The organism is Schlesneria paludicola DSM 18645 (assembly GCF_000255655.1).
GTDB lineage: Bacteria > Planctomycetota > Planctomycetia > Planctomycetales > Planctomycetaceae > Schlesneria > Schlesneria paludicola.
On record NZ_JH636434.1, the window covers coordinates 2,002,401 to 2,027,545 of the forward strand.

Below are 25,145 nucleotides of genomic sequence, written 5' to 3' on the forward strand. Positions count from 1 at the left end.
TCGTCGCAGCGATTGCATTTTCTTCTGCTCGAAGTCGACTTTTTGCCGTCTGCCATCATTCCGCACCATTGAGACTCTTGTGGTTCGTCGCCCTGTAACCTTTCGGTTTTCGGTCGATTCACTCGCCAAAAGGTTACAAGGAAGACCACAGACCAAAAGGTTACGGACCAGAAATGCAAAAAACCCCTAGAAAACTAGAGGTTTTTCAAGTGGAGCGGAGGGGAGTCGAACCCCCGACCTCTGCATTGCGAACGCAGCGCTCTCCCAACTGAGCTACCGCCCCAAATCGTCGATTTTTTCGGTCGAGTAAACAATGTAGCAGAAACCGATTCGGCTGCAAAAGCAACCTGACGAAATCTGTGGCTGGGTCTTCCATCCCAACCAACCTGCACCGCCCTGCCCCCGACACCCCCTCGGAATGTCCGAAGTACAGCGCGTAAAGGTTGATCCTGCCGGGCGACCCGAGTATCGTTCCGACACGTTCGCTTGACGAGATCACAATAACATTGGGTCAGGCGAACTCCGAAACAAATAACTCCAAGACGTCTGCCGCGACGTGTCCGCGTGCAGCGACCAACGTGCTTTCATGAAAACCCGTGAATTTTTCGCAATTCACGGAGACGAAGGAGCCAGAACGTGACGGAACGAGTGGTGATTATCGGGTCTGGTCCCGCCGGTTGGTCGGCGGCCATTTACGCGTCCAGAGCCAACCTCGAACCACTTGTCTTCGAAGGAGCGATGACCGAAGAAAATCGCATTCGAGGGACACTGCCCCTGGGACAGTTGTCGATGACAACGGAAGTCGAGAACTACCCTGGCTTTCCGGCAGGTGATCTTTCCCCCTACCTGAAGTCGTCCTTGCCCGAACATCACGTCCCGTTCCGCGATCCCCACATGACCGGCGTCACCGGCCCAGAATTAATGGAGCTGATGCGGCAGCAGGCGAAGAATTTCGGTACCCGGATCGTGACCGACGATGTCGTCTCCGTTGATCTGTCGAAAAAGCCATTCGAGATTAAAACGCTCGAAGGTCAGCACGTCACAGCCCATTCGATCATCATTGCCACGGGTGCCCGCGCCAACTACCTCGGCCTGCCTTCGGAAGACGGCTTCAAGAACCGTGGGGTGTCGGCCTGTGCGGTTTGCGACGGCGCGTTGCCACGGTTCCGCAACAAGCCGTTGGCCGTGATCGGCGGCGGCGACAGCGCCATGGAAGAAGCCAGTTACCTCACCAAGTTTGCCTCGACTGTGTATCTCGTCCATCGACGTGGCGAATTCCGCGCCAGCAAGATCATGGCGCAACGAGCTCTTGAAAACCCCAAAATCACCGTCAAGTGGTTCACCGGTGTGGAAGAAGTCCTGGGCAACGACAAAGCGGGTGTGACAGGGGTCAAGCTGAAAAACCTGCAGACAAACGAGGTCGAATCGCTCGACGTTTCCGGGATGTTCTGCGCCATCGGGCACACACCGAACACCGACTTCCTGGGTGGACAGATCAAAACGGACGACAAGGGGTATATCCTTTACTCCCAACCGTTCCGGACGAATACCAGCGTCGATGGCGTCTTCGCGGCAGGGGATGTGGCCGACAGCTACTACCGGCAGGCCATTACCTCGGCGGGAACGGGCTGCATGGCCGCTCTCGACGCCGAACGCTGGCTCGGTGCCCAGGGAATTCACTGAATCCCATTGCGGATGGCGCAAGGGAATCGACTACGCCGACGAGATGATCAAGTCGCCGCCCGCCGGATCATGTGGATTCAGCGGGCGACGATTCCTGTGATGGAAAGAAAATTGAAATGCTGACGAAAGCGGGCTGTCTGGCGCGACGAGCAAGATTGTGGGAAAACCTTCCTTCGTCGTGCGAATGGGTGCTCGTTGCCGATCCGCGGCACGTCTATTACTTGTCGAATTTCTGGATTCATCCTCTGACCTTCTCGGCGGGCGAACGATGCTGGCTGCTGCTCGAACGCGAGGGGAAAGCGACGCTGCTTGGCGATAATTTCTCGCTACGCTCGCGCGCAGGTGAGCCGTTTGCCGACGACGAGGTCATGGTCAAGTGGTATGACCACAAGCACTCTGTCATCAATCGCGACCACGCACTCCTTAAAGCGGCAGAACAGATCGCCGATCGTCTGTACGGACGAGTGGGTGCCGTGGAAGCCGAATGGCTGCCCGTCGGAGCTTTCGAACTGCTGGGACTCGATCACGAACAGCATTCGGTGCGTCTCGAAGCCGCCGATGTCGGTCGCAGCAACGCAATCGATCTGGGAACGACGCTTCGCTCGTTGCGTCGACAGAAGCACGATGATGAAATCGCCCTGCTGAAAGAATGCATGCGCGCTGGTGAAGCGGGCATGCTGCGACTGCGAGAAATCATTCGTCCCGGCATCAGTGAGTTCGAGATTTTCTGCGAAGTGCAACGTGCGGCCATCGGTGCGGCAGGTCGCCCCGGACTGATCTACGGTGATTTTCGTGCCGCCAGCCCGTCAAAGCCGAAAGTCGGCGGGTTGCCAACGGACCACAAGCTCGAACCGGGCGAAATGTTCACGCTCGACTACTCCGTCGTGCTCGACGGATATCGTTCAGACTTCACGAACTGCCTGACGGTCGGCGAACCCAATGCGCAGCAGAAACATCTGTATGATCTGGTCTCGGCAGCGCAACGGGGCGGCGAAGCGGTCCTCAAGGCCGGCACGTTAGCCAAGGATGTCTTTAACGCCGTCAACAAGCCGATACTGGACGCTGGGCTGGCGGACAAATTTGCCCATCATGCCGGACACGGAATCGGGATGGCTCACCCCGAGGCACCAATCCTGGTCCCTGACAGTGAAGACGTCCTCATGGCGGGCGACGTCATTACGCTGGAACCGGGTCTGTATGTCGAAGGCATCGGTGGCATCCGCATCGAGCACAACTACCTGATTACCGAGACCGGTTACGAACGGCTCAGCAATCACGTGATCTCGCTCACCTGAACCCAATCGCCAAAAAGGGCGTGCCGACCATGACTATGACGTTGATTCGCTTCGACCGTGTGACCAAGCGGTTCCATGCGGTCGTCGCACTCAACGAGGTCAGCTTTGAAGTCCGTAAAGGCGAATTCCACGCGCTTTGTGGCGAAAATGGTGCCGGCAAAAGTACGCTGATGAAGATCCTTTCAGGAGTCATCACGGAATACGACGGCACAATCGAGCTGAATGGAAAGCCCCTGATCATTCGCGGGACACGCGATGCCGAAGCACTGGGCATCAGTATCATCCACCAGGAATTGAATCTGGTGGGTGACCTGTCCGTCGCGGCGAACATCTACCTGGGGCGTGAGCTACGCACTCCGCTCGGTTTGCTCGACGATCGACGAATGGAGCAGGAAGCCGCCAAGCTTTTCAAACAACTTGATTGCCCAATCGATCCGCGGTCTCCGGTGCGATTACTCAGAATCGGGGATCAGCAACTGGTCGAAATCGCCAAGGCCATTTCGTTCGAGTCGGCAAACAACGAAGTCTCCTCCGGCCGACAAAATAGCACAGGTGAATCAGTCGCGGGGATCACCCCGCCAACGTCCCGCATCTTAATCATGGACGAACCGACCAGCGCCCTGACCGAATCCGAAGTCGAACGGTTGTTCAGGATCATTCAACGGCTGCGCGATCAAGGTGTGACCATCGTGTACATCTCGCACAAGATGGACGAGATTTTTCAGCACGCCGATCGAATTACGATTCTTCGCGACGGACAAATCGTCAAAACGCTCGATAAGTCCGCGACCACGCCGCGTGAAGTGACGCACTTGATGGTGGGCCGCGAAATCGGTGCGAGCGAGTTTGGCGCGAATCGCTCCATCGGTGACATGGTCTTGCGAGTCGAACAACTGTCATTGCCCTGGCGCGGACACGTTCGGCAGTGGAGACTGAAAGAGATTTCCCTTTCGGTACGGCGCGGCGAAGTCCTTGGCATCGCGGGCCTGATGGGAGCCGGGAGAACGGAACTCCTCGAATGCCTGTTCGGCGCCAGCCCAGAACCGCCTCAAGGCAAGATCGAATTGGATGGAAAAGACGTGCAGTTCGCCCACCCGTCCGAAGCGCTGAATGCCGGGATCGGGCTCGTCACCGAGGACCGAAAACGTTACGGCATCTTCACGGACATGACCGTGCGTGAGCATATCACCCTGTCATCGCTCACGGACGTGGCACAAGTTGGATTCGTGAGGGCCGGTGCCGAAAAACAGGCGGCGGATGAATCGATTGGCGCACTCCGCGTCAAAACCGCAGGCCGCGAGGCCGCCATCACCAGTCTGAGCGGCGGCAATCAACAGAAATGCATTATCGCCCGCGCGCTGCGAACTCAGCCCAAACTCCTGCTGCTGGATGATCCCACGCGCGGCATCGACGTGGGTGCGAAAGCTGAAATCTATCGCTTGATCGACGAACTGTGCGGACAGGGACTCGCCATCATCTTTACATCGAGCGAACTGCCGGAACTGATCACGGTCAGCGATCGAATTCTGGTACTGTGCGAAGGCCGTGTGACGGCGGAATTTCGCCGAGGCGAATTCACCGAACAGAAGTTGATGGAAGCGGCGACCACCACGGCATGAGGCGTCACCCTTCATAGGTCGGGGACTGGCTCATTTTCTTGCGGCAAAGGAAACGATTGTTCTCGTCGATGCCGTGTGGATTCCAATGCCCCGAAAATGCGCCTGTCCCCGCTCACTTCAGGTCGTGAACGGTGACGCGTGAGCTTCACCGAAGCCATCGCCCATCACCCACAACCAAGCAACGATTTGACCACGCAGGAATCACTCGCTACGGGCGAGCGCCAACGCGCCGTGCACAACCACACTTTCCCCCAACTCAGCCGGAACGAGCCGGTACGAGTCTTTCAGTGGTGGAAACACGTATTGCTGCACGGCGGCACGGAGCGGGGCGAAGAAGATCTCTTCGCCAACGAGCGACACACCACCGCCGACAACGACGACTTCCGGTGCCAGCAAGGTGATCATCTGGGCAATGCCCCATCCAAGCACGCGCGTCGCCGCGACATATTGTTCTCGAGCCAACTGATTGCCTGCGGCCGCCGCTTCACCAATTGCCTTGGTCGTAAGCTGCTCAAAGTTGCCGCCGCAACGCTCGCGAAAATCGTGCAGGTCTCGTGTTGCCTCGCCTGCTTGTCGCATCGACTCCAGCCGAATCCGTGTCGCATGCGCGATCCCCGGGCCCGCCGCATGGGATTCGATCGTTTGCTTGTAGGAGGTCGCGTCGAGTCCCGGTCGCAGGTGACCGATTTCGGCAGAGGCGGGACGATCGGTTCCATGGATCTTGCGGTTGAAGACCAGGCCGCCACCGATACCTGTTCCGACCGTCACATAAAAGACGCTGTGCGCATCGCGGCCGGCACCGAAGCTGGCCTCGGCGAGTGCCGCGACATCACAATCGTTCCCCAGCTTCGTTGGAACACCCAGTTCCTGCTCCGTCCATTGACTGAGCGGAAATTGATCCCAACCGGCAATCTGGTGGCTGGTCTGTACGATGCCGCGACTGCCAAAAATCGGTCCGCCGAATCCATAGGCCGCGCGCTGAACCGAATGGGCCGCCACCAGCTTGCGACCGACTTCCTTGATCTGATCGCGAATCCCCTGGCCGCCCGCTGCAGGATTCACATCGAGCCGTTCGAACGCGACAAAATCTGATCCGTCTCCGCGTCCCACACCAAGCTGCAGTTTCGTGCCACCGATTTCAATACCGAGAAACATGACCTGACGGCTCCGCCGAGATTGAGAAAAAAGAATGAGAGGCTGTTAATGGAATCGCGGCCGAGATCGTTGGAATTCCAACAGTCTCGGCCGACGATGCGTGCATTACGACTTACACAATGCAAGAGCTCGACGAACTCTGCATCCACCTGAATGCGGCTGAGTGTTAGTTACGAACCACATCGCTTGTGAGCGAGCTATCCAGCCAGGACGTGGTCGCCTTCTTGTTCGATTGCGACATCTTGGTGGCGGATGCCGGCTTCTTGGCGACTGGCATCCGGTCACGCGGAGCGATCGCTCGTGTCGTCACGCGAGATTCCAACCGTAGTGCCTGCGGAACCGTTTCTCCCGGCGTTTCGTCGGGGATTGAAACGGGAGGCGTCAGATCCAACTCGGGCTTTTTCGTTTCAATGTCCGTATCGTTGAATGGGGCTGTGCCAGGCCGCTGCTTATGAAGTGGCTGCGTAAAATTGTCTTCTGCGGGGTTGGAATCGAACGTCTTTCGTCGCGCCGGAACAGGCTCCTCTGGTGGAGAACCGGGTCGACGAGTCGAATTCGTGAATCCATCGTTGTTGTTCAAATACGGATCATTCGATGTGCCACCCGTATTCTGTTCGCGCCTCAGCTGTCGATCAATTTCCTTCTGGCGAAGTTCAAGCTGGTTGAGCCGTTGCAGCACATTGGACGTATCAGGTGTCGGACTGCCCGTTGTCGGCGTCCCGCCGTAGTAGGTGGACGTTGAAGGAATCGGAGCAGCAGGGTTCGCAGCACAATTCGAACAGGTTGAACCACCCGCATATCCACCCGTCCCACAGGAATTGCAGGTGCTACATCCTGATCCGACGTAAGATTGAGCAGCACCGTATCCGGCATAGGACTGGCCACCGTAGTACGAATCGTATGCGTAGGCAGGTGCATAGTTCGCAGACTGGCTGCAGGTGCTGCAACCTCCGCCTCCGCCATAGCCACCGTACGAAGCCATCGACACCGGTGCGTAGGCAACCGTTGTTGGAGCGTAGGCGGAATAGGCCATCCCATAGCCACTACCGTAATTCGTACCGTAGGCAACTCGGTTCGCACGAATGCTGCCCACAGGGCCGAAGATTGCATCATACATCCAGGGAATGACGCCGGCCTGAACGGGGGCGGGTGCCACCGAGTTCAGTCCCAGGACCGTTCCCAATACCATCACATATCGTGTTAGACGAGCCATTGTGACCATCACCTTCACGCAGAAACTCCTATACGAATCGTCGCAGGCGCCCAGACCTCCGTGACGCCGACGATCCGAAAACGCGGTTCTTACCGCCGTATCGCAAACTCCGACTTTCGCGTTTCAATCCCTTTTAACGCTGCGGACCGAGCAATGTCAACGAGTTGTAAAGCGAGTTTCATAGTTTTGAACCGGGATAAACACGACAAGTTGCCGAATCGCTAAAGTCGTCGGAAGTCCAGACGGGGAACATACGTATTCAATCCGGCAGTCGATTCACGTATGCGATTTCATCGATCGAAAAAGGGCCGAGCTCGACCAGCCGACCATCGGCACGATCCGTCCCCAACAGGACGAGCTGGCCATTCACACTCTGCCGCGAATCGGGGAAACCACAAAATTGGCGGCCGTCCTGCAGCCCCAATTCAATTTGTGACGTCTCTTCAATTCCCAAGTTCTCATGAACCAACTCCGGGAACCGAGACCAAGCCCACAGCCACAGTGTTTTTTCTGCCGTCACTTTGCCAGCGATATCCAGCCATTCGACATCCGCTTTCAACAGTTCTGAGCGACGTGCGCCCTGGCACCATGGCTTTAGAACGTTGTTAATCCACTCTTTTCGCGCCGTCACCAGTTCGTCAAAGTTGCTCATGAAGTGCGTCAGGCTCCGCCGGATTGATGGGTGTCTGTTCAAATTGAATCGAGGATTTCAGCATCGCTCGAGGATTTCGGTCCTCGATTCCAGGCTCTCGCTTGATATCGCCTTTTGCAATCTCGTTTTCTGATCTGGAGGAACATGGACAGGAACCCTTTTGCACATTTTTGATGTGGAGTCAGCCATGCCATGCCTACATGGCCCCCCCTCCCGAGGTTGGCAACAGCGTGACAGGACATTGCCCGTTTAGGATCTCGTCTTTGGTCGGGGGATCGTTCACCTGCCGCTGAACCACCAGTGAGGGATTTTTCAGTCGCCCCAAGATGGGCGGCAGATCCTCGCGATTCACTTCACTCAACCAGCGAACGTCCCCTCCCTGAAGACACGCCACGGCCACACCATCCAGATACGCCACACGATTCGAGGCCGTTCGGGGCACTCGATCCTGACGCGTGATGATCCCGACCAGATTGAGCGGGTCAGCCCCCGAGATCACAATCAATTCTCGTTGAGCCCCCTCGTCACGCAACCGTCTGAGCTGTTGCACGCTGTCGGTTAGCGCAAATTGTTCTCCGGCCACTCCGGCGATAAACCGGCCGCCTCGAATTTCGCCGCGTGCTTCAAGCCGCCTTAGGACCTGAAGCAACTCAAACCAATTTGGACATCCATCTTCTTGTTCGAGCAAGTCTCGGAAGACGACACCCCACCGCCGCAACAAGAGCCAGGCCCAATCCTCGGCCACTTGTTGCGGATTCAATTCGGAAAGTCCCGCATCGAGCAGTTCCGTTCGAACCTCAACCGGCGGCATTGCGGCAACACGTCCCGACGGGGCCGCTTGCTTACGCGGGTTTGGCTTTTCGGAAGACAGCGGTACGGCATCGAGCGAATGCACGGCCTCGGCGCGGATCGACCAACGTCCCACCGCCGTTTTGACCATCCGCTTGCGTTCCACCTTCTGACGACCGGGACGTTTTGCCGCGGCACGCTTCTCGCCGACCAGTGAACGCAATCCCGCAAATCCATCGGCCGTGAGAGCCCCTCGCGCCACCAACTCTCCGAGTGCATCATCAAGATGATCGTTCAACATTTTGGTGGCCGTCAGCAAATCGGCCGCGAACATCGCCCCCCGCGACTTGAGCAATTCAAACACCTGCCGCGCTGGACTACTGAGCCCCGTCAGATCGATCTCGGTCAGCCGAGCGGACAACCAGCGAGAGTCTTCTCGCAAAAACAGTGAAACGGGGGCGACCCGCGTCAGACTGGCCATGGGTCGAGATTTGTCCACACTTCGCTTCGGCGGGAAAAGCCTCACCCACCCCACTTCGCCCGTCAGACAGAGTTCATCCAGCCATGCTGGACGATAGTCGTCAATTCGGAGAGGCAGGATATCGCGTTCCCACGCGACGGAAGGAATGTCGAGCCCCTGCAGTTGGGCAATCACTTCGAACAGGCCGTTGGCACCACCGCGTCGATGAGACCACGAAACTCCGTGATGCCGCGTCAGGAACCGCATGAACACATCAACGCCCACCGGTTCAATCTGCTTTCGCAACCCATCCATCGTCTGTCGATGAATTCGCGCCAGCAGCCGCCGATGGCACCATTCCGTCGAAAGCACACTTGGAAAATTGCGTGATTCCTCGTCCTCACAACCACATGCCTTCGCACAACTCACAGTCCCATCCGACTCGGCCGTCTGATCGTCGGTGGAGATACTGGCATCAGTCTCCACCGATCGCCCCGTGAATTGTCCACGAAGGACAATTCCCTCGCCTTCCAACGCTTCAAGTGCCGCCGTCGCCTGACTGGCTGTGATCCCGACGCGCAACTGGACCGCTTCCGCGCGGATTGGCCCACACGTTTCAAGCAACCCGCGAACACGAGCCACGCGAGCATCGGTCGATTCCCAGTCGTGCCTTACGCCTTCCGGCACTGTGACAGCAGGATGTAACGCCGCCTGAGGAAACTCCGCGAGTACGGCTGGGATTCGTTCGGTCGCAGCCCAAGCAACCGGTGCAGATCGAAGAGTACCGTCATCCGTCATGACCTCACGACGAACTTCCGTGGCCCGACCGCATCCAACCAATTCCTGGAACAGCTCACGCCATTCCGGCGACTCATGCGCGGGCAACAGGATCCGGCTCAAGAGCACATCATGCAATTCGTCTGCATTACGAACCAGCGGCTGCGCTTCCGCCACCACTCGAGAAATTGCCTCGGGATCAAGACGCCCCAGATCCTGCACGCCTTCGACAGAGAGCGAACGACGCGTCGAGACAGCCCGGGCACGGCGTTCGGCAACCTCACCACCATCCAGGAACGCATACGGATTGGCGTTGATCAGTTCATAGCTGAATGGCGAGGGTTCACGCGTGTCGCGCGCGATGAATTCGATCTCGCCACGCTCCGCACGCCCCAGCACGACCTTCAACATTTCCATGTCGTGTGCTTCGTGCAGACAGTCATCCATCGTTTGTTTGACGAGCGGATGATCGGGCAATTCGATATCGCCCACCACATTTTCCTGACATCCTGTCAGCTTGGGAAAGACCGCCGTCAACAGGTCTTCACTGCGAAATCGCTGCAGCGCCGGCGGCACCTTCTTACCCATTTTGGCCCGCGAGACCTGGAGAGCACGAGTGGCGTTCCAGCGCCAGCGATTCTGAAAGATCGGCACGACCAGCACCGCCTGCTCGAACATCGCTTGGACATTGCGCGGATGCAACATCGGAAACATGCTCTCCAAAGGAAAGCTGTGCTGCGGCCCCAATGAAAGAACGATTCCATCGTCGTCGGCATTGGCTTGCAGTTCGAAGTCGAACGACCGACAGAACCGTTTTCGCATCGCCAGCCCCCACGCACGCGTCAGGCGAGTGCCAAACGGAGCGTGAATCACCAACTGCATCCCGCCACTTTCGTCAAAGAAGCGTTCAAAGACGACGCGACGCATCGTCGGCAACAAGCCAATCGCAGCCTTCTGAGCACGTGCATATTCGACCGCTTGATGCGCGGCATCCAGGCTGACCTTGGCTTCGAGAACCAGCCAGTCCTCGGCGGCTTGCGGATCATCGAGTCGCGATTCAAGGTCTTCACGCAATCGCGACACCTCTTCGGACAGTTCGTACGTCCGGCCGGGTGCCTCACCACGCCAGAACGGAATCGTCGGCGGAGCCCCCCCGGCATCGGTGACGATTAAATCACCGCCGCGCAAGTACCGAATTCGCCATGAGGTGTTCCCCAGCAGGAAAATATCGCCCGCCTGACTTTCGGTGCCAAAGTCTTCGTCGACAGAACCGACAACGATCTGCTCGTCTTCGGTGACCACTCGAATGGCAAACACCTCAGGAATCGCGCCGGCGTTTGCGATCGCCGCCATCCGCGCCCCGGGACGCGCTCGCAGCCGTTTCCCGACCTGATCATGATGCAGAAACACGCGGCTGCGTTCAGCCCCCGGAACCATCCCTTCACTCAGCACGCGCACGACGCGGTCAAATTCATAACGAGACAGGTCACGATAGGGCGCTGCACGCCGCATCATCGCAAATAACTCGTCTGTCCCACATTCTTGCGTCGCCACTTCGGCAACGATCTGCTGCGCGAGCACGTCCAGCGGCGCAACGGGAATCGGCACAACATCCAGTCGACCGTGATGAATGGCACGCATCACTGCCATGCATTCGAACAATTCGTCACGCGTCAGCGCCACGAGCCGCCCCTTGGGAATCAGCCCCAAGGCATGCCCCGACCGACCGATTCGCTGCAGGAAGGTGGAAATGTTCCGGGGCGAACCGATCTGAATCACCAGATCGATGTAGCCCACGTCGATCCCCATTTCGAGCGATGCCGTCGCAACGACGGCTTTCAATTCGCCTGACTTCAGCCGCTGCTCCGTATCGTGGCGATGCTTGTAGGCCAATGATCCGTGATGGCTGCTGATCGCCTGTTCGCCCAGCAACTCGCTCAGTTGATGCGTCAGTCGTTCCGCAAGTCGCCGCGTATTGACGAAGATCAAGGTGGCCCGGTGCGAATTCACCAGTTCGACGATTCGCTCGTTGACCTCGGCCCATTGCTCGTGCATGCACACGGCCCCCAGTTCACTGGGGGGAATCTCAATCGCCAGATCAAGTTGTCGTTGATGTCCAATATCCAGAATCACCGGCGGCGCATCGCCATCATGCACAAACATCGCTTCGGCGTGAGGGGGCTGGTCGTCGAATGGAAGCAACGTCTCTTGGACTTTGCCCGAACGGCGACGCTTGGTCGTCGCAGGGCGATTCTGCAATTCGGGCACAACGGCAGAATCCGTCGCAACAGTGGAAGCAGTCCCCTGACCGACGGGCGTCCGCACGCCAACCAGAAACTCGGCAATTCGATCCATGGGACGCTGTGTCGCCGACAGACCGATTCGCTGAGGATTTCGCCCACATAACGTGCTCAAACGTTCCAGCGTGATGGCCAGATGAGAACCGCGCTTGTCACGAACAAGTGCATGGATTTCATCGACGATCACAGTTTCCACAAATCGCAGTGTCTCGCGACTTTTGGGACTCGTCAGCATCAAATACAGCGACTCGGGCGTCGTCACCAGAATGTGCGGAGGCCGCTTCACCAATGAAGCACGTTTAGACGCCGGGGTATCTCCTGTCCGCAGACCGACGCGCAGGGGCGGAACGTCCAGCCCTTGTTCGGCCGCCAGTGCCAGAATCTCGGCCAGCGGCTGTTCGAGATTCCGATGCATGTCATTCGAAAGAGCACGTAGCGGCGAAATGTAAACGACTCTGGTTTCGTCCCTCAGTTCGCCGCGTTCCGATTCCTGAAACAGCCGGTTGATCGCCGCGAGAAACGCGGTCAGCGTCTTCCCGCTTCCTGTCGGTGCGGCAATCAAAATCGGCTTTCCGGCCGCAATATGGGGCCAGCCCTGCTGTTGAGGTTCCGTTGGTCCGTCGAATCGAGACCGGAACCAATCCTGAATGACGGGATGAAACAGTTCCAGGGAACTGGGTGCGTCGCAAACCATCGACATCGGGCAGTGCCTCGCGGACCGATCAGGGTTTCACAAATTTCTCGCGAATCAACGGCGTCAAGTACTTGGCCGTTTCATCGCCAATCACATGATAGCCCGCATGGTTGGGATGACGATCACTGTACCAGCCGGGCAGGTGTCCAAAATGCACATCCAACCGGTTGTCGAGAACTTCCACCAGCGGTGGATTATCCGCAGACAGGTACGGTTTGACAAATTCCCGGCGATTTTCTGGGATTTTTTCGAGCGGATACCGGCGGTAGTTCAACATGTCGGGTCCACGTTTCAATTCTTCGGCATACCGGGGATAGATGTCAAACAACCGCACGTTTTCCGCCTTGGCGACCTGACGGTTCAAGTCATTAAGACGCTGACTGGTGGCCTCGTCGAGATACGGAATCACGGTCGTCACGATGATCGTGGCCCGAGGATGATCCGTTTTGAGGCGATTGATTAACTCGTGATAGTCCTTTGGGAAATTCTCTGCGAAGTTCTCACGCCGGGCATTGTCATTCAATCCATACCGAATGAGCACAAAGTCCAAACCTGGCAACTTCGACGCCAACCTGTCGTAACGCTCTGAATCAAGCAGACGTCGAATATATTCACCGCTCAACCCCAGATTCATAACATTGGTCGGCGGCAGATCTTTTTCGGCCGCCAGCAATTGGCGGATGACATCTTCCAATTGTGGCCCCTGCGGCAGCAGCTTTTTCGGGATGCTGGCTTCAGTCGTGCTGTCTCCCAGCAGCAAGATTTGAACCTTGCCTTCATGCTCAGCTTGGACTCTGTCAGCGGCCAGTACGATCAGGCCGGTAACCGCGATCAACAGGACGAATTGTCGAAAATGCATGCAGTGTTCTCTCTCTGATGAATCGATGAACTTGAGCCACCCGTCTCCACAAACCCTAAATCACACCGACCCCGTGCGGCGATTCGCACTCCAGGCAGAACACACCCGCCAGCGCCGCAGCAATCTGTTCGGGTACCAGCCGACTCGCCGCAGCACGACCTTGGTCGTCTAAAAAGCGTCCCACCAGTGGAAATCGTGCTTGTAAGGCCTCGCCAAATGGCAGCGAGGTTCCGCCGACGCCCCAGAGCCCTTCCGCGTTTTCAAGACGCTGTAGCTGTTCGATTGCAGCCACGAGCATCGGGTTCGCAATATCGTAGCTTCGCATGCCATCATGATTGTGCGCCCCGGGCGGGATCCATCGATTTTCAGTATCGGCCCACAGATACCCGGGAAACCAAATATCATGGAACCAGCCTGACTTTCGTTCCGCCGAGACAACGCAAACCCTCTGGCAGTCCCATTGAGCACGAACGTGTGGCCACAGAACACATTTACCGGAAATCAGCTCATTGAAATCAGGTACAAACGACACCACATCATCATCGTCACCTGCAATCCCCAGCGGGATTACATAGTGCGACAATCGAGGATCGAGTTCAGTCCGGCGAATCTGACCAGACTCCACAAGTTCTGCGCCACGGCGAAGCGGCTCAAGAGACCGGTCGATGTCCACGATTTCGCGATCGGTACCATCAATGAGTCTCGGCAATCGCGCAAACGCCTCGTCATAAACGGCGCGCCCTTCGGCGTCCGACGTCATGATCCGCGTCAGCCCCTGAAACACACGCTGTGAAGCCAGGTCTCCATACCCCCAAAAATCGCCCATTTCCGCAGCACCGATGATCGTTTCACGATGTTGAAGAGCGTGCCGGCTGTGGACCAGGGTGTAGACCGACAACATTCCGTCGACATCGACATGATTATTGACGGCGACTGTCCAATTCCCCGGGGACGGCTGGTCGAGGAACCGAAAGCAAATCTCGGTTGAGGTCCCCGCGCGAAATGGGGACGGAGTTCGATTCGGTCGCCAATGACTGAGTTCAAGGTCCGATTCAGGACGGAAAATTCGTCCGTCGGTCCCATCGCAAAACAGCACACGCTCGACATTCGGTCGAACAGCCCCGGCTCCAAGAATCTCAAATCGATCAATCATGACGGCCTCATTGACGCTGGTTCGTCGATCGAAACGAAGCGATTCTCCAAAATCAATCCCACAGAACAATCAAACCCACAGATTCGGACTCGTCGATATGAGAGTGCCTGAGATTGCACGACCGAGACGAAACGCCCTGGCCCGACATCATCGATAACACCGGTCTTAACAACGACCAGAATCGTTAGCAGAAATCAGAATGGTGACGTCTCGATCGTAGAATGTTGCCGCCGAAAAGGAAAACCGTTTGCGTGTGTGGGGCGGAACGCGACAAGTGGAAGCCGTTACCGGGTCGTGCGATTGGCCAACCCCGCATTTGATGCAAAGTGCTTTGACGTTTTGCAGGACAACAGAAAACTCGCTCCTCCAAGATCGGGTCACAATGCCGATCTTTCCCATTTCCACCGGATGCTGTCGGACATTTTGGGTTTCCGAATTCGCAACCCTTTCCCATCTGCGGGGATTGTGGGTACTCTATGCCGCAGAAGCCTCATTCTCGATCGTAACTAGAGTCTGTCCACAGGGGACGGACCGCGGCGCGAGACTCGATACGCTTTTTCGTCGGTTTCAGGAGTTAGAAGACAATGCCTTTGGTTCCGCTTCGCGTCGTACTCGATCACGCTGCCGAGAACAACTATGGCGTCGCAGCGTTCAACGTCAACAACATGGAGCAGATTCAATCGATCATGGAGGCGGCCCGAGAAACCGATTCGCCCGTGATCGTCCAGGCATCACGCGGAGCTCGCTCGTACTCGCAAGACAACTACCTGCGACACCTGATGCTGGCCGCGTCGGAACTGTATCCCGAGATCCCCATCGTTATGCACCAGGATCACGGCAACAGCCCCGCGACCTGCTGCAGCGCCATCAAATACGGCTTCACCTCCGTGATGATGGACGGCTCACTGAAGGAAGACGGCAAGACACCGGCCGACTACGACTACAACGTCGCGGTCACCTCGGAAGTCGTCAAAGTCGCTCACATGTTTGGCGTCTCGGTCGAAGGTGAACTCGGCTGCCTCGGTCGTCTCGACACCGGTGAAGGCGAAGCCGAAGACGGTCACGGTGCGACGGGACAGTTGTCTCACGACCAGTTGCTGACCGATCCCGATGAAGCCGAACGCTTCGTCAAGGCCACTGGGGTCGATGCCCTGGCCGTTGCCATCGGAACCAGCCACGGCGCCTACAAGTTCGACAAAAAGCCAGACGGTGAAGTCCTGGCGATGAAGCGGATCGAAGAAATCCACAAGAAACTGCCAAACACTCACCTGGTGATGCACGGCAGTTCGTCAGTTCCGCAAGAGCTGCAAGACATCATCAACAAGTACGGCGGCAAGATGAAGCAGACGTTCGGTGTGCCCGTCGAAGAAATTCAACGCGGGATCAAGAGCGGCGTCCGAAAGATCAACGTCGACACCGACTGCCGCATGGCGATCACCGGTGCCATCCGCCAGTTGCTCGTGACCGCCCCTGACAAATTCGACCCACGCGACTATCTGAAGCCCGCACGCGAAGCGATGAAGAAGGTTTGCGCCGCCCGCATGGTTTCTTTCGGTCAAGCCGGAAACGCCAGCAAGCTCATGAAGAGCGGCAAACTCAAGTAAACTTGAGTTCGTACGCCCTCACTGCAGATTCATGAAAGCCCCGGACACCATTGCAAGGAGTCCGGGGCATCTTTTTCTTACCGATCGTGGTGACTTACACTGAATCCCATCACAGCATGACAATTCCGTAATCGACTGTAAGCATGTCGACAGTCGAGGACCGCGTCGATTCGGCGAATTTCATGCGGCACGCACTCGCCTCATCTCTGGTAGATTGCAGCTCTATGGAGCGGTATCGCCCGAATCGGTGATATGCGTAACGGCGAGATTCATCGTCACATTGTCACAATCGGGATTGTCACCGAATGTCATCTCTCCCCAGACATAGATGTATTGCATGGGATAAGTGACTGGATCGCCCGCAAGGGGGACAAGGTGAGGATTGCCATCTCCGCTGTGTGCCGATCCGTAGAAGTAGAACACTGTCGAACTTGTCGGAACATAACCCAGCGTTGTTCCAGTCGGGTCTGGTGAATAAGGTGGATTCACATAGGGCGAAGTGCTTGGCAGCGGTGAGGTATAGACCTTGGCCCAGATCTTTGAAAGATACTTGCCGCCAGCATGTTGAATGTATCCTTGGCAACTTACGTAGTAGGTGACCGGGTTTCCATAGTTCAATACATTCGTCACCACGGGTGTAAATGACGGGTTCGAGATGGCAATCATGGGCGACGCAGCCAGGGGCGCGACGCTCGACTTCGAAGAGCTGGACGATTTCGCTTTCTTTTTCGCCATTGAGAAATCCTTGGGGTGCTGTGAAAAGGAAACAAACGACTCAGATCCGAGCGCGAAATGAAATTGGCATCCCAAATTTGGAAGCCACTCCTTGTATCGTAGAAAGCAACCCTAGAAATCCACATAGAAAGTGTGGCAAGGCTTTATCGATTGAACCGCAACAGAATATCAGACCTGTTCGGCTACTTTGAGAGTGGCATTAGTTGGACGCTCGAAACAGTAAGGTCTGACTCATTCAAGAATACCCCAAAATCACCTTGGTAGTCTTGGGATTCATATTGGCTATTGATGTCAGCGGTACACAAACTCGGAACTTCGGTCCCATTCCAACGAATCGAAGCTAAGCTCGAAGGTCGAATGACCAAATCGATGGTTTCCATGATCCCAGCAGGCATCGCAACCCGCGCATCATGTGTGACCGTCCTCTTAAGCTTGAACCCATCATCTCCGGTCGGCAGGAACTCAAGTTTTGCACGTCGAAGAGTGAGTTGTTGACCGTGTCCGGGAAACTCTACCGTCAAAAGCAGCAGTCCTTGCCCCACAAATCCACCAGGCACTTCTGGATGGTTGCGCAACCCTAACACCAATCCCATATCACCCCGCCATCGATTCTGATGTAAATCCATGCGAAGTTTATATTCCGTCAGATCGGCACGTCCCAGAATGAGAATCCCAATCGTCGAGCTGCTGACATTGATCCGCGATCGGTCACTATCGAAGTTGATCGAAGATACGGCGTCCAATGGCCAGATGGCTTTCTTCGGTTCACGGTTCAACAATGGATACCAGCGCAACATTTCCAGATCTTTGGAGGCGAGATCTTCGTAGACCGGCGGTCGTGACGCATCAACCTTGGGCAATTGAATTTCGGGGGTCGGAGGGTCCGGACGATCAATAGGCGGTTTAAGTAACCAAACAATCGCCAGCCCGAACAAGACAATCAGATTGCAAAGCCCAATCCAGACTCCTACGCCAACTTTCTTTTTCTCGACGGCCGGCACAGTAGGATTTTTGGTCGATGCCCCGAAGAAATTTCGCGTCGTGACTTCAAACGCAGGTGAGCTCGCTTCCGGCTCGACCAACACCGCCACACGGGACTGTTTCGAAAACGGCCCCAGCGCATCCGCGATCTCTTTTGCTGAAGCAGGCCGTTGTGACGGTTCTTTCGCCAGCATCTGATTCACGAGCGCATCGAGTGCTGGCGGAACATCCGCTCGCAACGTCACCACTCGTGATGGCTGTTCGTTGATATGACCATTCACCTTTTGGAATGCCGAGCCGTATGACGGACCTGTGAAGATTGGCTTACCGGTCAGTAGTCGAAACAACGTCGCGCCAAGGCTGTAAAGATCCGACTCGAATCCGACATCGGCCCCCGCGGCCTGCTCCGGAGACATGTAGTCGTAGGTCCCCAGGACCGCACCATGAGCCGTCAGCGATTGACGTTCGGGTTGCGAGTGAAAGCGGACCAACCCCAAGTCGGCGACTTTCACTTCGCCCGCTTTTGACAAGAGAAGATTCGAAGGCTTAATGTCCCGATGCACGATCCCAAATGAATGAGCATGCGCCAGTCCAAGCGCCGCCTGACGAATAATCTCACACGCATCTTCGATCTTTAGCGCACCGACACGCTGACAAACCGATTCGACATTCGCCCCGTCCACGTATTCCATCGCCAGGTAATGCTTACGCTGGTGAATCCCGGCGTCCAATGCCTGGACGATATTGGGATGCGACATCCGTCCGATGGCGGCCATTTCGCGCTCGAATCGATTGATGGCATCTTGAGAGGCAGCGAATTCAGGCGAGATCACCTTGACTGCGACACGACGTCGTAAGTGAATATGGAACGCTTCGTAGACGGTCCCCATTCCGCCGACACCCATCGTGCGCAGCAGTTGGTACTGGTGCACTTGGGGAAGGTCACCCGTCAAATCACATTCAGGAGGGGAATTCTGGATTGCCATGTGACTCGGCATTCAATGCGGCGGTCGTGATCCACGTGCGAGATGGCAGCATGACGCATCGTCTTAAGATCTGCAAGAGCGTAGATTTTCGCAACAGTAAAAGCGAATCGAAAAACCTTTGTTCACATTCGGATTCCCGCAGAACAACCGATCGGATAGCGATGCAAAGTGAGTTTCCTCAAAGCGATATCGCCAAAATCGCAGCTGAGCGAGAGGGAGTGCGCCAGTTACTCGTAAGACTCAGGCGGGTGAGCATTAATCTCGTCGAGAAGCGATTGAACTTGTTGTTCGAACCGATTGGTCCAATCGGCAACACTCGGCTTGCCTTCGCGTCCGTTGGGGACCGTAACCGGTTCTCCAAATTGCACGACGACATGCCGATCACCACGAATCCCGGGATAGACCGCTCGCAGCACATCTTCTTCGAATTTGTCGAGCGTTTCGGCGATGCGTTCAATCACCGGTTTTTGAGCCACGTAATTCCCCGGATAGCTGTAAAGTTGAATCACGAAGAACAACTCTTCCATGTCGAAGTTCAGCGCCGCCCTTTGGTCTGCGGTCATTGAGACCTTGTCCCTCGCGACGATCACAGCGCGACGAAGCTCCTTCACCCGCTCAGGAATTTCCTCCGCAGGACGATTGATTCCGTGCTTTTCTTCCAATCCACGAAGCACTTCCGATGCAAGCCCTTTGACCCGGTCGGGGATCGCGCCGGATTGTGGCTGATTCAAATACTCGAGCTCTTTGAGTGCCAATAGTCCTTCCGCAAATCGATAAATGCGTTCCGTCAAACCCTTTTCGGACTGAGGACGCCAATAGAGCGTTGACTCCAGTTGATTCATCAGTTCCTTCAGCGCCGGACTGGGATCGCTCAGGTAAAAGGCCTTGAGCGCACACGGAAGGAACAAGACGGGACGTTCGCTTCGTTTCGCGGCAGACAGTGCAATCGCCGCCGCACCGTCACGGAACGGACTGACATGATCGTTGTGGTGATAGATGTCACCTTCCGGAAAAATAACCAGTGGATGGTCGCTTTTCTGAAGAATCTCGACCGACGTTTTAAACGCCTGGACGTCGTTGGCTTCGCGATTGATGCTGTAACAGCCGTGACGCTGCAACATCCAGCGATCAAACCACTTCCCCATTTCGAAGACTTGCCAGGCCGTCAAAAAATGAAATGCCCTGTTCACGCGATGGGACGTCTCAATCAGCACATACGAATCATAGTGAAACGAGTGATTCGAAGTGATTAAGACCCCGGCCGGTGCGTCAATTGCCTTCCGGCAATGCTCGATCCCTCGCACTTCGACGCTGCGGATTTTCTGCTTCTGCAAACCACGCCGAATAAATGGACGCATCAGCCGGACGAGCCAAGGCGTCATCTTCGGCTCCCATCGCTGCGAGGGAGTCTGAAACGGTTGTTGATTCATCAGCGGGAACGCACTTCTTGAGGATGGTTCAGCTCGGACAGAATATCAAACTCGGCAGTCGGATTCGGCATCGTAACGATGATGAATGGAACACGACACAAACGACTTCGCGGACCAGGAGCATCCCCTAAGCCCCATCTCCGTGCCTCCGCGTCTCTGTGTCTCTCCCTTTCCCGATGCATCGCCAATTGCCATTCGGCATTCGGCGGGTCGAAGTCGACTTTCGCAAATTCAAGCGAGCGAAAACAGAACACACACCATGCAACACAAGCCACAAGCAAATTCAACAAAACAACTTACAACACAACAAAATCAATCAGACTCCGTCGAAATGCCTCGCGATCTGCTCGCGATTGAGTTCCTGCCACCAAGGTCGTGGATTGGGTGCAATTTTGATATCGTATGCGTTATCGAGGCTGCGCACGCTTCGAGTGGCGTGTCGGCGGACCACTGAGTTCTCTGCATCGCGCCTCGAATTGGTAACTGGTCCTTTCTCGGAACTCTTACGTGGCATTGATCGTACAAAAGTTTGGTGGTTCGAGCGTCGCGGACGCTCAGCGGATCATGTCTGCGGCAAAGCGCGCCGTCGCGGCGAAACGGGCGGGCAATCAGGTCGTGATGGTCATCAGCGCCCGTGGCGACAAAACAGATGAATTGATCGACCTCGCAAAACAGATCAGCGACGTGCCTCCGCCACGCGAAATGGACATGTTGCTCGCGACCGGCGAACAGGAGTCAGTGGCCCTCGTCGCCATGGCCGTCCAGGCGCTGGGAGAACCCGCCATCAGCCTGACCGGTTACCAGATCGGAATTTTGACCGATTCCACCTATACCAAAGCCCGCATCCGCGAAATCAAGACCGACCGCATGCGCCAGGCCCTGAAAGAGGGCAAGATCGTCGTTGCCGCAGGATTCCAGGGAATCGACGACGACTTCAACATTACGACGCTCGGCCGCGGCGGCAGCGATACCACCGCAACGGCACTGGCCGCCGTGCTGGAAGCCGACGTCTGCGAGATCTACACCGACGTTGAAGGGATTTTCACGACCGATCCGCGACTGATCAAAGACGCACGCAAGATGCACCGGATCGCCTATGATGAAATGCTGGAACTGACCAGCCTGGGCGGTGGCAAGATGCATTCTCGCTCGATCGAGTTTGCAAAGAAGTATCGCGTCTTGTTGCAGGTCCGGCCCGCTTACACCGATGGCGTGGGCACGCTGATCGCGCCGCTGCAAGACGACAACGTGCCAATGGTAACAGGTGTCGCTCTCGTGAAGAGCGAAGCCATTGTGAACTTGCGGATGCTGCCGGACCGACCAGGGGTTCTGGCCGCGCTCTTCTCCAAAATGGCAGAACGCAAAATTCCGATCGACATGGTGATTCAGGACGTCGCCGAAGAAGGAATCGCTGAGGTCACGTTCACGGTTCCTGAAGAGGATCTGTCCGAAGCGCTGACGGCGGCCGAGCAGGCGATTCGAGCCCTGGGCGCGGGCGAAGTTCATCATGGGACGCACGTGGCGAAGGTTTCCGTCGTGGGGGCCGGGATGCGGAAACACACCGGCGTCGCCGCTCAGATGTTCAAATCGCTATCGGATTCTGGCGTCAATATTCAGATGATCACGACCAGCGAGATCAAGATTTCCGTTCTGGTCGACCGTGACCAGCGCGAACAAGCGCTGCGGTGCGTTCACGAAGGGTTTGCTCTGCACTTGGAAGTGGCCACCCCGCCCGCAATCGGGATCGCTCAAAACAACGCCGCGAAGCCGAAAATCTCACGCGATGAACTCGAACGGGACGTCGTCTCGCGTCTGGCCAGTATGGAAGATATTGTCGTCAGCGAAGTTCAACTCGACACGCAGCAATCGCGAATCACGGTTCGCAATATTGCCGACCAGCCGGGCGTCGCCGCCGAAGTCTTTGCCGCCGTCGCAGAAGGCGGAGTCATGGTCGATCTGATCGTGCAAAACATTGGCCATGGTCATCAAGCCGATATTTCGTTCACCGTCCCTCGGTCAGACCTTGAACGATGTCTGCTTCTCTTGCGTGAACTCATCGAGCGATGGCCGGGCACCGCGATCAGCTACGATAAAGAAATCGCCATGCTGTCCGTCATGGGGATTGGGCTGCGAAGTCATACCGGCGTCGGCGAAAAAATGTTCCGAGCCCTGGCGAATGCCGTTGTCAACGTGCAAATGGTGAACACCAGCGAGATTCGTATTAGCGCGGTTGTCGCCCCGCGTGATGCGACCAAGGCGCATCACGCACTGCTGACAACATTCGGATTGGAGAAATGAGTTTCGCGAGCAACTCGGCCTCGATTCGGCGATTGCTCGCGGTTCATCACAGCCCCTAAAATCGTTGCAGACTGTTCACGTTGAGTCGATCTGCCTGGGTTCGTGAAGTTCCGCATTGATCACAGCACCTGTTTGCGAAATGCTGGCTTCGCGAAATGCACAACTCGCGAAATGCACAAGGTACGTGCGGGATCAGTTCGCGTGAACAAGATCTCGGACGTGCAAGACTTTTCTGATACGGAACCGGTATGTCGCCTGATTCAGCTTCACCGCCGTCTGCTGTCCGCCCCAGGACATTCGGCGGCTGGCGCGGAATTGCGGCACTCCTGGCATTGGTTCTCGTTCCCACGATCTTCGTGTTTGTCGACGAGGCTGAGTTTGTCCTAGTTGAACGATTTGGCCAGATTACAGCCGTTTACGACCGGGCCGACCAAAGCGGCCTGCACGTCAAGTTGCCTTGGCCGATCGAGACGATTCGTCGATTTGACCGGCGGTTGCAAATCTTGTCTCCGGCCGGACGCGAAGCGTTCACCCGCGATCGCAAGAATGTCACCGTCGAAGCGTATCTCTGCTGGAAGATTGCCGATGGCGATTCAAAAACACTGCTGGAACGTCCAGTTGTCAAATTTTTCCAGGGATTAGGTTCACCCGATGTTGCAGAATCCCGCCTGACCAGTCGCCTGCAATCGATCCTGACGGAACAGATTGGCCGTAGCGATTTCTCGGAGGTTTTGAACAATCCACACTCCGAGGCGGGTCCCGTGGAAGGGGTCAGTCCGCTGGAAAAAGTCTCCGATGCGATTCGGAAGGAGCTGGAACAACGCCCCGACGAAACGGCGTCACTGAAAGATCGCTTGGGCATCGAAATTGTCGATGTCCGCATCCGCCGCCTGAATTTACCCAGCGGCAATACTCAGGCGGTATTCGAACGAATGCGCAGTGAACGTCAGAAAATCGCTGAGCGGTATCGCAGCGCGGGGCTCGCCGAAAGTCGCATGATTCGGAGCCAGGCCGATCGGCAAGCGGGCGAACTGCTGGCCAAGGCAAACGCCGATGCCGAACGAATTCGTGGTGAAGGTGATGCGGCGGCGATCCAGATCTTGAATGAGGCACACTCCAAGGACCCTGAGTTCGCGGACCTGCTCCAAACATTGGATGCGTACAAGCAAATCCTCAATGATCGCACGACACTGGTCCTGTCCGGCTCGAATCATCTTCTGAAGCTTTTGATCCAGGGCGTCCCCGAGATGGCACCAGAGATGCCCCCCGTCTTGCCGCATCCTGAAACGTCGGATCGCTCGGAGAAAAGTCTCACCCATACGAAGAAGTCCCCATGAACAATTCGTGGCGTCGAGATGCGTTGAAGAAAGTGTCATGAAACTTCGTCACGTGCTGTTCGTCGCGATCCTGGGCTACCTGGCAACCGGCGTCTTTGTGGTTCCCGCCAACGAAAAGGCGGTCGTCAGGCGATTTGGCCGAGTGGTGACTCCGCTACGATCTAGCGGTCTTCACTATGACTTCCCTTGGCCGCTCAGCCGAGTTGATCGCGTCAACTTGAATGAAGTGCGTACACTGACATTAGGAGATCTCGAAGTCGATGCGAACTTCTTGCAGTCGACCTCGGCCACACGCCCAATGACGTTCCTCACGGGCGATAAAAATCTATTGCTGCTGCGAATCACAGTTCAGTACCGCATCAGCCAGGACGAGCTCCAGGAATGGCTCTACGGTTCGCGTTCGGCAGTGGACAGGCTGCAACTCTTGGTCGAAACAACGGTGGCAGATCTCGTCTCGCGCAGCGGCGTCGATTTTGTGCACACCCAAGGACTGGCGGAACTGAACAATCGCCTGCTGCGAGATGTGCGTCAGCAGGCAGCTCGATTGCGATTGGGATGCGAGGTCGAGCAGGTCACGGTCGATCGAGCGGAACCGCCCGCACGCGTGAAGGCCGAATTTCTGGACGTCTCAAACGCACGCGCGGATCGAGCACGATCGATTAACGAGGCCCGCAGCTTTGCCGAGCAGAAGCTGGCGGAAGCTCAAGCCGACGCACGGAAGTTAATGGATGATGCGGAACGGGAACGAAATGGAAAGCTCTCTGCGTCACGCGGATCGGCTGACCGATTTGCCAAACTGGTCTCCCAAATTCAGCTTGATGCCGCACAAGGTGGACGCACGTATCGAGCCTCTCGATTGTTAGTGACACAGCGCATGACGCTGGAAACGCTGCGAGATGTACTGGCCAGACTCAAAGTGAAGATCGTACTCGACGGCGAACACCCGTTTGATTTGTCATTCCCGAATGACCGACAAGATTGAATCAGGCGCGCCGGGCTGCGCCAGGCGGGATGAATAAAAGGGGACTGGCTCCGCCAGGTGCCTGTCCCCCTTCTAGTCATCCCGCCGCTCAGCTCTCAGATCGTCCGCATTTCATGGCGCTCTCTCGTCAGATACGGAATTTC

Annotated in this window: 16 protein-coding genes and 1 tRNA gene; 7 read left to right on the forward strand and 10 right to left on the reverse strand. The window is 56.5% G+C overall.

What is annotated here, in order from left to right; all coding sequences use genetic code 11:
• Positions 1-210: 210 nt before the first annotated feature.
• A tRNA-Ala gene (locus tag OSO_RS0109880) sits at positions 211-283 on the reverse strand.
• A gap of 353 nt (positions 284-636) precedes the next feature.
• On the opposite strand from OSO_RS0109880, the gene OSO_RS0109890 reads away from it, so the two are divergent.
• From OSO_RS0109890 to OSO_RS0109905, 3 genes are all read left to right on the forward strand, one after another.
• Positions 637-1,683, forward strand: coding sequence for an NAD(P)/FAD-dependent oxidoreductase (locus tag OSO_RS0109890; RefSeq protein WP_010583227.1), 1,047 nt, complete (start codon positions 637-639; stop codon positions 1,681-1,683).
• A 116-nt stretch (positions 1,684-1,799) separates the two neighbouring features.
• Entirely contained in the window at positions 1,800-2,978 is a 1,179-nt protein-coding gene (locus OSO_RS0109900) for a M24 family metallopeptidase (RefSeq protein WP_010583228.1), read from the forward strand.
• Positions 2,979-3,013: 35 nt separating this feature from the next.
• A complete protein-coding gene (locus tag OSO_RS0109905; RefSeq protein ID WP_010583229.1) occupies positions 3,014-4,597 on the forward strand; it encodes a sugar ABC transporter ATP-binding protein in 1,584 nt (527 codons plus the stop codon).
• A gap of 201 nt (positions 4,598-4,798) precedes the next feature.
• Here the strand turns inward: OSO_RS0109905 and OSO_RS0109910 are convergent, their stop codons facing one another.
• The 6 genes from OSO_RS0109910 to OSO_RS0109940 all read right to left on the reverse strand — a co-directional run bounded on the left by OSO_RS0109910 (position 4,799) and on the right by OSO_RS0109940 (position 14,649).
• Positions 4,799-5,752, reverse strand: a complete 954-nt coding sequence (locus tag OSO_RS0109910; RefSeq protein ID WP_010583230.1) for an ROK family protein — start codon at positions 5,750-5,752, stop codon at positions 4,799-4,801.
• Positions 5,753-5,918: 166 nt separating this feature from the next.
• On the reverse strand, positions 5,919-6,965 hold the full coding sequence (locus tag OSO_RS0109915) for a hypothetical protein (protein ID WP_157605127.1): 1,047 nt from the start codon (positions 6,963-6,965) through the stop codon (positions 5,919-5,921).
• A 259-nt stretch (positions 6,966-7,224) separates the two neighbouring features.
• Positions 7,225-7,617, reverse strand: a complete 393-nt coding sequence (locus OSO_RS0109920) for a hypothetical protein (protein ID WP_010583232.1) — start codon at positions 7,615-7,617, stop codon at positions 7,225-7,227.
• Positions 7,618-7,813: 196 nt separating this feature from the next.
• Entirely contained in the window at positions 7,814-12,643 is a 4,830-nt protein-coding gene (locus OSO_RS42905; RefSeq protein ID WP_010583233.1) for a DEAD/DEAH box helicase, read from the reverse strand.
• A gap of 22 nt (positions 12,644-12,665) precedes the next feature.
• A complete protein-coding gene (locus tag OSO_RS0109935; protein ID WP_010583234.1) occupies positions 12,666-13,496 on the reverse strand; it encodes an SGNH/GDSL hydrolase family protein in 831 nt (276 codons plus the stop codon).
• 55 nt (positions 13,497-13,551) lie between these two features.
• Complete coding sequence (locus tag OSO_RS0109940; protein WP_157605128.1) at positions 13,552-14,649, reverse strand: DUF6687 family protein; 1,098 nt, start codon at positions 14,647-14,649, stop codon at positions 13,552-13,554.
• Positions 14,650-15,233: 584 nt separating this feature from the next.
• On the opposite strand from OSO_RS0109940, the gene fba reads away from it, so the two are divergent.
• The gene (gene fba / locus OSO_RS0109945) at positions 15,234-16,253 is read left to right on the forward strand and encodes a class II fructose-bisphosphate aldolase (RefSeq protein ID WP_010583236.1); all 1,020 of its coding nucleotides are present in this window, start codon (positions 15,234-15,236) and stop codon (positions 16,251-16,253) included.
• A gap of 222 nt (positions 16,254-16,475) precedes the next feature.
• Here fba and OSO_RS0109950 read toward each other — a convergent pair whose 3' ends face one another.
• The 3 genes from OSO_RS0109950 to OSO_RS0109965 all read right to left on the reverse strand — a co-directional run bounded on the left by OSO_RS0109950 (position 16,476) and on the right by OSO_RS0109965 (position 20,337).
• Positions 16,476-16,988 carry a hypothetical protein gene (locus OSO_RS0109950; RefSeq protein WP_010583237.1) on the reverse strand — a complete coding sequence of 171 codons (513 nt, stop codon included), beginning with the start codon at positions 16,986-16,988 and terminating at the stop codon, positions 16,476-16,478.
• Positions 16,989-17,170: 182 nt separating this feature from the next.
• Positions 17,171-18,955, reverse strand: a complete 1,785-nt coding sequence (locus tag OSO_RS47735) for a serine/threonine protein kinase (protein WP_010583238.1) — start codon at positions 18,953-18,955, stop codon at positions 17,171-17,173.
• 227 nt (positions 18,956-19,182) lie between these two features.
• Positions 19,183-20,337 carry a lysophospholipid acyltransferase family protein gene (locus OSO_RS0109965; RefSeq protein WP_040592173.1) on the reverse strand — a complete coding sequence of 385 codons (1,155 nt, stop codon included), beginning with the start codon at positions 20,335-20,337 and terminating at the stop codon, positions 19,183-19,185.
• 555 nt (positions 20,338-20,892) lie between these two features.
• Here OSO_RS0109965 and OSO_RS0109975 point away from each other — a divergent pair.
• From OSO_RS0109975 to hflK, 3 genes are all read left to right on the forward strand, one after another.
• Positions 20,893-22,683 (forward strand): aspartate kinase, encoded by a 1,791-nt coding sequence (locus OSO_RS0109975; protein WP_010583241.1) that lies wholly within the window; start codon positions 20,893-20,895, stop codon positions 22,681-22,683.
• A 248-nt stretch (positions 22,684-22,931) separates the two neighbouring features.
• Entirely contained in the window at positions 22,932-24,020 is a 1,089-nt protein-coding gene (hflC, locus tag OSO_RS0109980) for a protease modulator HflC (RefSeq protein WP_010583242.1), read from the forward strand.
• Between the two features lie 37 nt (positions 24,021-24,057).
• Positions 24,058-25,002, forward strand: a complete 945-nt coding sequence (gene hflK / locus OSO_RS0109985; protein ID WP_010583243.1) for a protease modulator HflK — start codon at positions 24,058-24,060, stop codon at positions 25,000-25,002.
• Positions 25,003-25,145: the final 143 nt, after the last annotated feature.

Coding starts and splice junctions, on each gene's coding strand:
- fba (WP_010583236.1), top strand. CDS start 15,234: ATGCCTTTGGTTCCGCTTCGCGTCGTACTCGATCACGCTGCCGAGAAC.
- OSO_RS47735 (WP_010583238.1), bottom strand. CDS start 18,955: ATGGCAATCCAGAATTCCCCTCCTGAATGTGATTTGACGGGTGACCTT.
- OSO_RS0109940 (WP_157605128.1), bottom strand. CDS start 14,649: ATGATTGATCGATTTGAGATTCTTGGAGCCGGGGCTGTTCGACCGAAT.
- OSO_RS0109905 (WP_010583229.1), top strand. CDS start 3,014: ATGACGTTGATTCGCTTCGACCGTGTGACCAAGCGGTTCCATGCGGTC.
- OSO_RS0109920 (WP_010583232.1), bottom strand. CDS start 7,617: ATGAGCAACTTTGACGAACTGGTGACGGCGCGAAAAGAGTGGATTAAC.
- hflK (WP_010583243.1), top strand. CDS start 24,058: ATGAAACTTCGTCACGTGCTGTTCGTCGCGATCCTGGGCTACCTGGCA.
- OSO_RS0109915 (WP_157605127.1), bottom strand. CDS start 6,965: ATGGCTCGTCTAACACGATATGTGATGGTATTGGGAACGGTCCTGGGA.
- OSO_RS0109935 (WP_010583234.1), bottom strand. CDS start 13,496: ATGCATTTTCGACAATTCGTCCTGTTGATCGCGGTTACCGGCCTGATC.
- OSO_RS0109965 (WP_040592173.1), bottom strand. CDS start 20,337: ATGACGCCTTGGCTCGTCCGGCTGATGCGTCCATTTATTCGGCGTGGT.
- OSO_RS0109910 (WP_010583230.1), bottom strand. CDS start 5,752: ATGTTTCTCGGTATTGAAATCGGTGGCACGAAACTGCAGCTTGGTGTG.
- OSO_RS0109950 (WP_010583237.1), bottom strand. CDS start 16,988: ATGGCGAAAAAGAAAGCGAAATCGTCCAGCTCTTCGAAGTCGAGCGTC.
- OSO_RS0109900 (WP_010583228.1), top strand. CDS start 1,800: ATGCTGACGAAAGCGGGCTGTCTGGCGCGACGAGCAAGATTGTGGGAA.
- hflC (WP_010583242.1), top strand. CDS start 22,932: ATGTCGCCTGATTCAGCTTCACCGCCGTCTGCTGTCCGCCCCAGGACA.
- OSO_RS42905 (WP_010583233.1), bottom strand. CDS start 12,643: ATGTCGATGGTTTGCGACGCACCCAGTTCCCTGGAACTGTTTCATCCC.